Origin of the sequence: Pseudoalteromonas sp. Z1A2, assembly GCF_011378755.1 — a bacterium.
Classification (GTDB): domain Bacteria; phylum Pseudomonadota; class Gammaproteobacteria; order Enterobacterales; family Alteromonadaceae; genus Pseudoalteromonas; species Pseudoalteromonas distincta.
Map to the genome: position 1 here is coordinate 30323 of NZ_WTKX01000034.1, position 12365 is coordinate 42687.

At 40.1% G+C, this 12365-nt stretch carries 8 protein-coding genes and 5 tRNA genes; 12 read left to right on the forward strand and 1 reads right to left on the reverse strand.

What is annotated here, in order from left to right:
- Positions 1-85: 85 nt before the first annotated feature.
- A complete protein-coding gene (cysS, locus tag GQR47_RS18160; protein ID WP_165724251.1) occupies positions 86-1465 on the forward strand; it encodes a cysteine--tRNA ligase in 1380 nt (459 codons plus the stop codon).
- Between the two features lie 72 nt (positions 1466-1537).
- On the opposite strand, the gene folD is transcribed toward cysS, so the two are convergent.
- Positions 1538-2392 (reverse strand): bifunctional methylenetetrahydrofolate dehydrogenase/methenyltetrahydrofolate cyclohydrolase FolD, encoded by an 855-nt coding sequence (gene folD / locus GQR47_RS18165; protein ID WP_002958348.1) that lies wholly within the window; start codon positions 2390-2392, stop codon positions 1538-1540.
- A 353-nt stretch (positions 2393-2745) separates the two neighbouring features.
- On the opposite strand from folD, the gene GQR47_RS18170 reads away from it, so the two are divergent.
- The 11 genes from GQR47_RS18170 to GQR47_RS18220 all read left to right on the forward strand — a co-directional run bounded on the left by GQR47_RS18170 (position 2746) and on the right by GQR47_RS18220 (position 12245).
- Positions 2746-2822: transfer RNA gene (locus tag GQR47_RS18170), tRNA-Pro, on the forward strand.
- A gap of 57 nt (positions 2823-2879) precedes the next feature.
- Positions 2880-2956 (forward strand) — tRNA-Arg (locus tag GQR47_RS18175).
- A gap of 23 nt (positions 2957-2979) precedes the next feature.
- Positions 2980-3055: transfer RNA gene (locus tag GQR47_RS18180), tRNA-His, on the forward strand.
- A 14-nt stretch (positions 3056-3069) separates the two neighbouring features.
- Positions 3070-3146: transfer RNA gene (locus GQR47_RS18185), tRNA-Pro, on the forward strand.
- Positions 3147-3216: 70 nt separating this feature from the next.
- Positions 3217-3293: transfer RNA gene (locus GQR47_RS18190), tRNA-Pro, on the forward strand.
- 378 nt (positions 3294-3671) lie between these two features.
- On the forward strand, positions 3672-4976 hold the full coding sequence (gene tig / locus GQR47_RS18195; RefSeq protein WP_002958347.1) for a trigger factor: 1305 nt from the start codon (positions 3672-3674) through the stop codon (positions 4974-4976).
- Positions 4977-5140: 164 nt separating this feature from the next.
- Positions 5141-5758, forward strand: a complete 618-nt coding sequence (gene clpP, locus GQR47_RS18200; protein WP_002958346.1) for an ATP-dependent Clp endopeptidase proteolytic subunit ClpP — start codon at positions 5141-5143, stop codon at positions 5756-5758.
- Between the two features lie 135 nt (positions 5759-5893).
- A complete protein-coding gene (clpX, locus tag GQR47_RS18205; RefSeq protein ID WP_002958344.1) occupies positions 5894-7177 on the forward strand; it encodes an ATP-dependent protease ATP-binding subunit ClpX in 1284 nt (427 codons plus the stop codon).
- A gap of 151 nt (positions 7178-7328) precedes the next feature.
- Positions 7329-9698 carry an endopeptidase La gene (gene lon / locus GQR47_RS18210; protein ID WP_024596372.1) on the forward strand — a complete coding sequence of 790 codons (2370 nt, stop codon included), beginning with the start codon at positions 7329-7331 and terminating at the stop codon, positions 9696-9698.
- A gap of 183 nt (positions 9699-9881) precedes the next feature.
- The gene (locus GQR47_RS18215) at positions 9882-10172 is read left to right on the forward strand and encodes an HU family DNA-binding protein (protein ID WP_158000827.1); all 291 of its coding nucleotides are present in this window, start codon (positions 9882-9884) and stop codon (positions 10170-10172) included.
- 171 nt (positions 10173-10343) lie between these two features.
- Entirely contained in the window at positions 10344-12245 is a 1902-nt protein-coding gene (locus GQR47_RS18220; RefSeq protein ID WP_154903578.1) for a SurA N-terminal domain-containing protein, read from the forward strand.
- Positions 12246-12365: the final 120 nt, after the last annotated feature.

The window sequence follows — 12365 nt, forward strand, 5'->3', positions numbered from 1 at the left end:
GTTTGGTTTGTTATAAAGCGCTAGAGCAGGGGCTTTTCAAGTGGTAACATAACTGTTCAAGTAAATAGTCAAGGACTCAAAGTAAATGGTAAATATATACAACACACTCACGCGACAAAAAGAGCAATTTAAACCTATGGTCGAAGGCAAAATCGACATGTATGTGTGTGGTATCACCATTTATGATTACTGCCATATTGGACACGCTCGTACTTTTGTTGGTTTTGACGTTATTGTGCGCTACTTACGTCATATTGGTTACGATTTAAAATATGTACGTAACATTACAGATATCGACGATAAAATAATTAAACGTGCAAATGAAAATGGTGAGTCAATAAACGACTTAACTGTGCGCATGACTAAAGCGATGCATGAAGATTTTGATAGCCTAAATATGCTACGCCCAGATGTTGAACCAACAGTTACAAGCCATATGGATGAAATTATCGTTATGGTTAAGCGCTTGATTGAAAAAGGCCATGCCTATGTTGCAGCTGATGGCGATGTTTTGTTTGATGTATCAACGTTTGAGCAATATGGTGCGCTTTCTCAGCAAGATTTAACTATGTTGCAATCGGGCTCTCGCGTAGAAGTGGCTCAAGATAAAGACGATCCGCTTGATTTTGTGTTATGGAAAAAAGCCAAAGCAGGTGAGCCATCATGGTCATCACCGTGGGGTGAAGGGCGTCCTGGTTGGCATATTGAATGTTCGGCAATGAGCTCAAAACACTTAGGTGAGCATTTTGATATTCACGGTGGGGGGTCTGATTTACAGTTTCCACATCATGAAAACGAAATTGCCCAGTCGTGCTGTGCAAACAACGGCAAGTATGTAAATACATGGATACATACTGGCATGGTGCAAGTAAATAAAGAAAAAATGTCTAAGTCGTTAGATAACTTTTTTACTGTGCGTGAAGTTTTAAAAGCATACGATGCCGAATCTGTTCGTTACTTTTTAATTTCAGGGCATTACCGCAGCCAATTAAATTACTCACAAGAAAATTTAGATCAAGCGCGTTCATCACTTGAACGCATTTATACAGCGCTTCGTGATGTCGTACCGGTAGAGTGCGACTTAGAAGGCAATGAGTTTGTTGCTAAGTTTAGAAAAGCAATGAATGATGACTTTAATACACCAGAAGCACTACCTGTGTTGTTCGAACTTGCTAAAGAATTAAACCGCGTAAAAGAAAGTGACACAGGTCAAGCTGGCAAGTTAGCGTTTATACTGCGTAGCCTCGGTGAAGTGTTAGGTGTTGCTCAACAAGCACCGGAAGCTTTTTTACAAGGTGGGCAAGATGACGACGAAGTTGCGACAATTGAAGCATTAATTGTAAAACGTAATGAAGCACGTGCTAGTAAGGACTGGGCTGCTGCTGATGAAGCACGTGATGCACTTAATGCATTAGGTGTAATACTTGAAGATTCAGCTGGTAAAACAACGTGGCGTAAAGCGTAAGCGTTTAAAGTTATTCAGGTCAAACTAAAAAAGGGTTGCCAAATGGCAACCCTTTTTTGATTTTTTAACAGCTTAGCTGTGATACTTTTCACACGCTTCAAGTGTGTTTTCAATTAAGCTTGCGACAGTCATCGGGCCAACGCCACCTGGTACAGGTGTAATAAAATGCGCTTTTTGTTCGGCCACACTGTATTGAACATCACCGACTAATTTACCCGTATCTAAGCGGTTAATGCCCACATCGATAACAATAGCGCCTTCTTTTATCCAATCTCCCGGTATAAATTCAGGTTTACCGACAGCCACAACTAATAAGTCAGCGCGGCGAACATGTGTTTCTAAGTCTTGAGTAAATTTATGGCACACAGTGGTAGTACAACCTGCTAATAAAAGCTCTAACGACATTGGACGACCAACAATATTTGACGCGCCAACGACAACTGCATGCATCCCTTTATAGCGTACACCCGTTGAATCAAGTAATGTAATAATGCCTTTAGGCGTACATGGGCGAAGAGCAGGCATACGCTGTGCTAATCGACCAATGTTATATGGATGAAATCCATCAACATCTTTATGTGGGGTAATACGTTCTAAAATCTTTTCAGCATCAAGACCTTTTGGCAGTGGTAACTGCACTAAAATTCCATCAACTTCGGCATCATTATTTAGCTCGTCAATTAAATCTAAAAGAGTTTGCTCTTGTGTGTCTGCTGGTAAATCAAATGATTTAGAGATAAAACCGACTTCTTCACAGGCCTTACGTTTTGAACCAACATAAACTTGGCTTGCTGGATCAAGTCCTACAAGTACTACTGCAAGTCCTGGTGCACGTAAACCATTTGCTACACGTTCACTTACGCGTTCTGCTACAGCGCTACGTACTTGTTTTGCGATTGCCTTACCATCAATGATGTTTGCCGTCATGGGTGACCTTTAATTGGGGTTAATTAACTAGATACCGATACTCTAAAAACGAATGCATAATAAAATAGGGGTAAAAATGCTAATAAAGAAAAATACGCTCTTTATTTAACTCGTTTTATAATGTGCCTACTATTTTCGCAGAAAAGCATAGCAGCGCCAAGTTGCTTTTAAGGTATATAACGTTTGAGCTGTTAAATAGTTTAAAATTCAGCCGACTATTGTAATATTTAACCATTGTGCACTAAAAATGAGCACTTGATTGGTTTTCTTAAAAAAACGTTTGACCTAACCCCGTCAAATCACTATTATGCACCCCGTTGTCAACGAGGTCACTCGCTAGCAATAATAAGTTTCGGCGATTAGCGCAGTTTGGTAGCGCACTTGGTTTGGGTCCAAGGGGTCGCAGGTTCAAATCCTGCATCGCCGACCATTTTTTTATAATTTTTTATAATCGAATAGCTTATTGGTAAACTATGAAGTTTTCGATGCGCCCATAGCTCAGCTGGATAGAGCAACGCCCTTCTAAGGCGTCGGTCGAAGGTTCGAATCCTTCTGGGTGCACCATTTGAAAACATGTAAATATAGCGGTGATTGTAGCTCAGTTGGTAGAGCCCCGGATTGTGATTCCGGTTGTCGTGGGTTCGAGCCCCATCAGTCACCCCATTTACAACGAATATCGGCGATTAGCGCAGTTTGGTAGCGCACTTGGTTTGGGTCCAAGGGGTCGCAGGTTCAAATCCTGCATCGCCGACCATTTTCTTAAAATGGTCTTAAACTCTCAGTTTAAGTGTTCAGTATGAAAAAAGAAGTTAACTCTTCAATGTCGGCGATTAGCGCAGTTTGGTAGCGCACTTGGTTTGGGTCCAAGGGGTCGCAGGTTCAAATCCTGCATCGCCGACCATTTTCTTATCCAATAAGAACAATAAGTAAACTCCTCTAAGTTATAAATCTAAATCTGTTAGCCTATAATTCTATTACATAATTTCTATTTTATTATATTTAGTCCGTAGTTAGCCTGTTTTTTATTCAGTTAGTCTTTATAGTCCCTTATCTAGTCCAAATAATTGCCCCCTATACTCGACTATCATAAATATTAGGTTATAATGCCGCGTCTATTGTTTAACATAGTGCCCGAAGGGCAAAGCAGCAATGGTGTCTCATGGTAGCGACGGATGCTTTTAAGTGTGGAAAACCGCTTAAACTTTATCAAGACTCATGCAGAACACTTTGTTTGTAAAGGAAGGCGAACAGTCGCCAAAATTGAATATTGAGGTAAATCATGCAAGTTTCTGTTGAGACGACCCAAGGCCTTGAGCGCCGTATAACTATCACCGTTCCTTCAGAGAACGTTGAGACCGAAGTAAAAAAACGCCTACAACAACTGTCAAAAACACAGCGTATAGATGGTTTCCGTGCTGGTAAAGTTCCAGTATCTGTAATTAACAAGCGTTTTGGCCCTGCAGTTCGTCAAGAAGTTGCTGGCGAAGTAATGCAACGTAATTACATTGAAGCAATCGTTTCTGAAAAAATCAACCCAGCTGGCGCGCCTACATTCGCTCCTAAATCACTTGAAGCAGGTAAAGATTTAGAATTCTCAGCAACGTTTGAAGTTTACCCTGAAGTTGAAGTTCAAGGTTTAGATAAAATTACTGTTGAAAAACCAGCAGTAACAGTAACTGACGAAGATTTAGCTAACATGCTAGAAACACTTCGTAAGCAACACGCAGCGTGGGCTGATGTTGATGCAGCTGCTGGCGAAAACGACCGTGTAACAGTTGATTTCGTAGGTACTATCGACGGTGAAGTATTTGAAGGCGGCAAAGCTGAAGACTTCCCATTAGAACTTGGCCAAGGTCGTATGATCCCAGGTTTTGAAGATAACATCGTAGGTAAAAAAGCAGGCGAAGAAGTAGTTGCTGATGTAACTTTCCCTGATGATTACCACGCTGAAAACTTAAAAGGTAAAGCGGCTCAATTCACTATCACAGTGAAAAAAGTTGAAGCGCAAGAATTACCAGAATTAAGCGAAGAGTTTGCAACTAAATTCGGTGTTACCGAAGGCGGCGTAGACGCGCTTAAAGAAGAAGTTAAAAAGAACATGACACGTGAGCTAGACCAAGCGGTTAAAGCAAGCGTTAAAGACCAAGCAATCAAAGGTCTTTTAGCTAACAACGAAATCGAAGTGCCTAAAGCACTTGTTGATCAAGAAGTTGATGCTCTACGTCAGCAAGCAGCTCAACGTTTTGGCGGCGACGCTCAAAACATGCCAGAGCTTCCAGCTGAATTGTTCCACGAGCAAGCTGTAACACGTGTAAAAACTGGCCTTTTATTAGGTGAAGTGATTAAAGCTAACGACATCAAAGTTGATGATGCTAAAGTTGAAGCATTAATCGCAACAGTAGCTTCTGCATACGAAGATCCAACTGAAGTAGTAGAATACTACAAAGGTAATGATCAACTTATGCAGCAAATGCGTAATGTAGCAATGGAAGAGCAAGCTGTTGAAGCTATTTTAGCTAAAGCAGTTGTTACTGATGTTGAAAAAGCATTTGATGACATCATGAATCCACAGCAAGGTGCTTAATAAGTCATTGACTTAAGCTCTCGCTAACGATTAAATGGCTCGTGTTACTCTGTTTATACAGCGTGCCCGGGCCATTTTAGTTTTTGGCTCTAAATTTGCGAAAAACGATAACTATGCTTCCTTATAATAAGGATAAGTATAAGCGCATAAGGAATTAAATAAGTATGAATACTGGTATTACAGATCCCCTAAATGCATTGGTCCCAATGGTTGTTGAACAAACACCAAAAGGCGAGCGCTCGTATGATATTTATTCGAGATTATTAAAAGAGCGTATTATCTTTTTAACAGGTCAAGTTGAAGACAACATGGCAAATCTGATCTTAGCGCAAATGCTATTTTTAGAATCAGAGAACCCTGATAAAGATATCTTTTTATACATTAACTCACCAGGTGGTTCAGTAACTGCGGGTATGGCTATTTACGACACAATGAACTTCATCAAACCAGATGTAAGTACAATATGTGTAGGTCAAGCTGCAAGCATGGGTGCTTTTTTACTTACTGCTGGTGCTAAAGGTAAGCGTTTTTGCCTACCAAACTCACGTGTGATGATTCACCAACCATTAGGTGGTTTCCAAGGTCAAGCATCTGACTTTGAAATACACGCTAAAGAAATTCTGTCTATTAAAGATAAGCTTAACCGCTTAATGGCTGAGCATACAGGCCAACCATTAGATATTATCTCTAAAGACACTGATCGTGATAACTTCATGAGTGCTTCGCAAGCTGTAGATTACGGCTTGGTAGACTCTGTGTTTACAAATCGCGACAAAAAGTAAGCGCTTGGTAAGCAGGACTGCCTGTTTGCCACTTTGAGTTACTATGCGAAAACCAATAAATTTTGGTATAGTTAAAGCGTATTGAAATAGCCGCCAATAGTTTTGGTGGCCAACGTAATAAAATGAGGTAGCTGAATGTCTGACACTCCTACAGACGGCGACAAAAGTAATAAATTGTTATACTGCTCTTTTTGTGGCAAAAGCCAACATGAAGTGCGTAAATTAATTGCAGGCCCTTCAGTATACGTTTGTGATGAATGTGTAGAGTTGTGTAACGATATTATCAGGGAAGAGATCAAAGACATTGCTCCTAAGCATGATACGTCTGACAAACTACCTGTACCAAAAGAAATTCGTAAACACTTAGACGATTATGTTATTGGTCAAGACCATGCTAAAAAAGTATTGTCTGTTGCCGTTTATAACCATTATAAACGCCTACGTAACCAATCGACTAAGCAAGACATTGAATTAAGTAAAAGTAATATTTTGCTTATCGGCCCAACAGGTAGTGGTAAAACATTACTTGCAGAAACATTAGCGCGCCTACTTGACGTGCCGTTTACTATGGCCGATGCCACTACATTAACCGAAGCAGGTTATGTAGGTGAAGATGTTGAAAACATCATTCAAAAGCTTTTACAAAAGTGCGATTACGATGTTGAAAAAGCACAGCGCGGTATTGTCTACATCGATGAAATTGACAAGATTTCTCGTAAATCAGATAACCCTTCAATTACGCGTGACGTATCAGGCGAGGGCGTTCAACAGGCGCTACTTAAACTGATTGAAGGCACCGTTGCTTCTGTTCCACCGCAAGGTGGTCGTAAACATCCACAGCAAGAGTTTTTACAAGTAGATACATCTAAAATCTTGTTTATTTGTGGTGGTGCATTTTCAGGCCTAGATAAAGTAATTGAGCAACGTAGCCATAAAAACACCGGTATCGGTTTTGGCGTTAGCGTAAAAGAGTCTGCGGCGAGTCGTTCTTTAAGTGAAACATTTAAAGATGTAGAGCCAGAAGATTTAGTTAAATATGGCTTAATTCCTGAGTTTATAGGCCGTTTGCCGGTAGTGGCTACGTTAACAGAACTTGATGAAGCAGCTCTTGTACAAATATTGAGTGAACCTAAAAACGCGATTACTAAACAGTTTTCAGTATTGTTTGGTATGGAAGACGTTGAACTTGAGTTTCGCGATGATGCCTTAGCTGCAATTGCCCACAAAGCAATGGAGCGTAAAACAGGCGCACGTGGTCTTCGTTCAATTGTTGAAGGTGTATTACTTGATACTATGTACGAGCTTCCTTCAATGGATGATGTAAGCAAAGTAGTTATTGATGAAACCGTTATTAAAGGTGAGTCAGATCCAATCTTGATTTATGAAAATAATAAACAAGATAAAGCTGCATCAGAATAGTTTTTAAGCTATTTGAATGGAAAAAGGAGCCTTAGGCTCCTTTTTTTATAATTAATTTAATCGAGTTAGGGAAAATTGTTGAACTTTAATTAGGTTATCCCCATATACTTGAGTAATCTTTAAAATAAATGAAGTGCGAAGAGAAACTATAATGACGCTTGAGAGAACCGACCGAGTCGAAATCCCAGTCCTTGCACTGCGCGATGTTGTGGTATACCCGCACATGGTGATCCCGCTTTTTGTTGGCCGTGAAAAATCAATAAAATGCCTAGAAGCGGCAATGGACAAAGACAAACAAATTTTCTTGGTTGCACAAAAAGATGCAACTGTAGATGAACCAGAGCAAGATGATATTTATCGTATCGGTACTATTGCCACTGTACTTCAGTTATTAAAATTACCAGACGGTACAGTTAAAGTTTTAGTCGAAGGTACACAGCGCGCACAAATTGAAGAATTTGTAGATAACGATGACTTTTTTGTCGCTAATGCTCAATTTATTGAATCTGATTCTGTAGATGAACAAGAGCAAGATATTTTTATCCGAAGCGCAATTAGCCAGTTTGAAGGCTATGTAAAGCTAAATAAAAAAATTCCACCTGAAGTACTAACTTCGGTTTCAGGTATTGATGAGCCAGCACGTCTTGCCGACACAATGGCAGCGCATATGCCGCTTAAAGTACCTGAAAAACAAAAAGTGCTCGAAATTTCAAGTGTCACAGAACGTCTTGAATATTTAATGGCACTAATGGAAGGCGAAATAGACTTATTGCAAGTTGAGAAGAAAATTCGTACCCGCGTTAAAAAGCAGATGGAAAAATCTCAGCGCGAGTATTACCTCAATGAGCAAATGAAAGCCATTCAAAAAGAACTTGGTGAGCTTGATGATGTGCCTGATGAATTTGAAGCGCTTAAAAAGCGTATTGAAGATTCTGGCATGCCTGATGAAGCTAAAGAAAAGGCAACTACAGAGCTCAATAAGCTTAAAATGATGTCGCCAATGTCTGCAGAAGCGACTGTAGTGCGTTCATACATAGATACATTAATTAATGTGCCATGGAAAAAACGCTCTAAAGTGAAAAAAGACTTAGCAGGCGCACAAAAAATTCTTGATAGCGATCACCACGGCTTAGATAAAGTAAAAGAACGCATTATTGAGTACCTCGCAGTACAACAGCGTACTAATAAGCTCAAAGGGCCAATTTTATGTTTAGTTGGACCACCAGGTGTTGGTAAAACATCACTTGGGCAATCTATTGCACGTTCGACTGGTCGTAAGTATGTTCGTATGGCGCTTGGCGGCGTACGTGATGAAGCTGAGATTCGCGGTCATCGTCGTACATACATAGGTTCAATGCCAGGTAAGCTAATTCAAAACATGACAAAAGTGGGCGTTAAAAACCCATTATTCTTATTAGATGAAATCGATAAAATGTCATCGGATATGCGCGGCGACCCAGCATCAGCATTGTTAGAGGTGCTTGATCCGGAACAAAACAGTCATTTTGCCGATCACTATCTTGAAGTCGATTACGATTTATCTGACGTTATGTTTGTAGCAACATCAAACAGCTTTAACATTCCTGGTCCATTATTAGATCGTATGGAAGTTATTCGCTTGTCGGGTTACACCGAAGATGAAAAGCTAAACATTGCAAAAGAGCACTTAATTACTAAACAAGTTAAACGTAACGGCTTAAAAGAGTCTGAAATAGTTATCGAAGACAGCGCAATTATTGGCATTATTCGTTATTACACACGTGAAGCGGGTGTACGTAACCTAGAGCGCGAAATTTCGAAACTATGCCGTAAAGCCGTTAAAAATATCTTACTTGAAAAAGACACTAAAATAGTGACCATCAATCAAGATAACCTAGAAGACTTTTTAGGTGTGCAGCGCTTTGACTATGGCAAAGCTGAAGATGGCGACCGTATTGGTCAAGTTACAGGCTTAGCATGGACAGAAGTTGGCGGTGATTTGCTAACAATTGAATGTGCGGCAGTGCCAGGTAAAGGCAAGTTAAGTTACACCGGTTCTCTTGGCGATGTAATGCAAGAGTCGATTCAAGCGGCAATGACGGTTGTGCGTAATCGAGCAGATACTTTCCGTATTAACAGCGACTTTTACGAAAAGCGTGATATTCACGTACACGTACCTGAGGGCGCAACACCAAAAGATGGTCCTAGTGCGGGCGCAGCAATGGTAACGGGTCTTGTATCTAGCTTAACGGGTAATCCTGTACGAGCAGATGTTGCAATGACAGGTGAAATTACACTACGCGGTGAAGTACTTCCTATTGGTGGTTTAAAAGAGAAGTTATTAGCGGCGCATCGTGGTGGAATTAAAACAGTGATCATTCCAAAAATTAACGAACGTGACTTAAAAGAGATACCAGACAACGTGCTGGCAGGTCTTGATATTCACCCAGTTACTTGGATTGACGAGGTGTTAAAGCTTGCTTTAGTGCATCCTGTTGAGAGTTTTTCGGTCGAAACACCTAAAAACCAAGAAAAAACATAAAAAAAGTGCTTTTTAGGGCTTTTCAAATCTAAACGGTATGATAAGTTAAGCACTGGTTTTCAAGCCTAGCCCTTACGGGGCCTAGGCTTAAGAAAAATATAATCATGTGGGCATTAAAAGTTTGCTCTAAAATTTTCAAAAAAGTGATGTTAGTTTAAAAAACCATCGCTCTTGATAATAACAATGAAAGAGGATGATATTGTGAATAAATCTCAATTAATCGATCAAATCGCAGCTGATGCTGACATTTCTAAAGCGGCTGCAGGTCGTGCACTAGATTCATTCATCGAATCTGTATCTGGCGCGCTAAAAGATGGCGACTCAGTTGCACTTGTAGGTTTTGGTACTTTCTCAGTACGTGAACGTGCTGCACGTTCAGGCCGTAACCCGCAAACTGGTGAAACTATCCAAATTGCTGCTGCAACTATTCCAGCTTTCAAAGCCGGTAAAGCGCTTAAAGACGCAGTAAACTAATCACTGTTTTAAACACATTAGTTATGGCGAGTGTAAAGTTACTGATTCACCACAACAGATGAGTTAAGTAACTTTTCCGCCAGTTACTTCAAGTGAAAAAGCGTATCTGGTAAGATACGCTTTTTTTACATGTGACAAGGTAAAATACCTTGATCAAAAAGAGATAAACAAATGCTTGAGAAAATCAGAGAAGGTTCGCAAGGACCTGTAGCCAAAATAATTTTAGGCGCGGTGATTTTATCTTTTGCCTTAGCAGGGATCGGTAGTTACTTAGGTCAAACCACAGAACAACCCGTTGCTGAAGTAAATGGAATTAAAATTAGTCAAACCGATTTTAACCGTGCTTACCAAAATGAACGTAGCCGTTTAGAGCAACAATTTGGTGAATACTTTACACAAATTGCAGCTGATCCAAATTACATGGCACAAATTCGTCAAGGTGTAGTTGACCGCTTAGTACAACAAGAATTGCAATCACAGCTAGCGGCTGATTTAGGTCTTCGCGTAAGCGACGAAAGTGTACGTAAAACAATTTTAGAATTACCGTACTTTCAAATTGGTGAAAAATTTAATAACGACCGTTACCTACAAGTAATTCGTCAAATGAATTTTCAACCAGATGCTTTTCGTGAATATTTACGTAAAGATATGACACGCAGCCAGGTAGTATCTGCTGTTGCAGGTACAGACTTTGCTCTAGAGAGCGAGCTGAAAAGCGCAATTGCTCTTCAGCAGCAAACTCGTAGTATTGATTACGTAGTTGTAAACAAAGAGGCACTTGCCGCGAATGTTGAAGTATCAGATCAAGAAGTATCTGATTACTACGACTTAAACGCATCTCAATTTTTATCTCCAGAGCTTATCTCAGTAAGTTACATTGAGCTTAAAGCAGCAGATATCAATGTTGAATCGGTAACCGAGGATGACGTTAAAGCGTATTATGAGCAAAACAAAGCACAATACGTTGAGCCAGAAAAGCGTCGCGTATCACATATCTTAATTGATAACAGTGAAGACGATGATGCAGCAAAAGAAAAAGCCAATGCTCTTCATGCACAGCTAGAGCAAGGTGCAGACTTTGCTGAGTTAGCACAATCATCGTCTGACGATATCGTTAGTGGCGAAATGGGCGGCGATCTTGAGTGGATTGAGCGTGATGTAATGGACCCTGCATTTGAAGACGCGGCTTTCGCGCTTGAAAATAAAGGTGATATTTCTGACGTTGTTACTTCTGAGTTTGGTTATCACATAATTAAACTTACTGACATTCAACCACAACAAGTTAAAGCGTATGACGATGTTAAAGCTGACTTACGTGCTGAATTAGAACAAGCTGAAAAAATTGATGCATTTTACGAAAAGCAAACTGAAATGGGTGCACTTGCATTTGAAATTTCAGATCGCTTAGATGATGCTGCAGAAGTTGCTGAAGTGGAAGTTAAATCTACACCTCTTTTAGCACTTAATGCTCTACCAGAGCCGTTAAACAGCCCTGCAGTTGTCACAGCACTAACATCAGTTGATTTACTTGAAGATAAAGTAAATTCTGAAGTTATTGAGCTTGGCGATGAGCATGCAATTATTGTTCGTATTAACGAGCATAAAGCTGCTGCTACTAAACCGCTGGATGAAGTAAGCGAGCAAATTAAAGCGCGTTTAGTTAATGAAAAATCATCAGAGCTTGCTAAAGAAAAAGCGCGTAGCTTATTTGCAGAAGTACAAGCAGGTAAGAGCTTAAATGATGTAGCGAGTGAGCAAAGCTTAACTGTTCGTCAAGAAGCGCAGTTAACACGTCAAAGCTATACTGTTTCACCTGCTATTGTGACTCAAGCATTCAAAATGGCTCACCCAGCAGACTCTGCGATAGTTGAGCTTGTTAATTTAAATAATGGTGATGCAGCAATTGTTGCGCTTAAGTCGGTAACAGATGCACAAGTTGCAGCTAATATTGACCCTCAAGCAAAACAAAGCATTACTATGGCGCAAGCTAATAAAAACTACATGGTATTTATTGAAGCGCTTAAAGCCAATGCTGAGCTTAACTTACCAACGGCTACACAAACTGTTGAGTAATTAATTTTAGCTCATAAAGAAAGGCGCTTTTAAAGCTGTCTCTTGATCACAAGTCTGACTCAAGAGATTTTGCTAAATCGTAGCCTTCCAGGATGGCTTGTAACTTAAGCCATCCTTTCC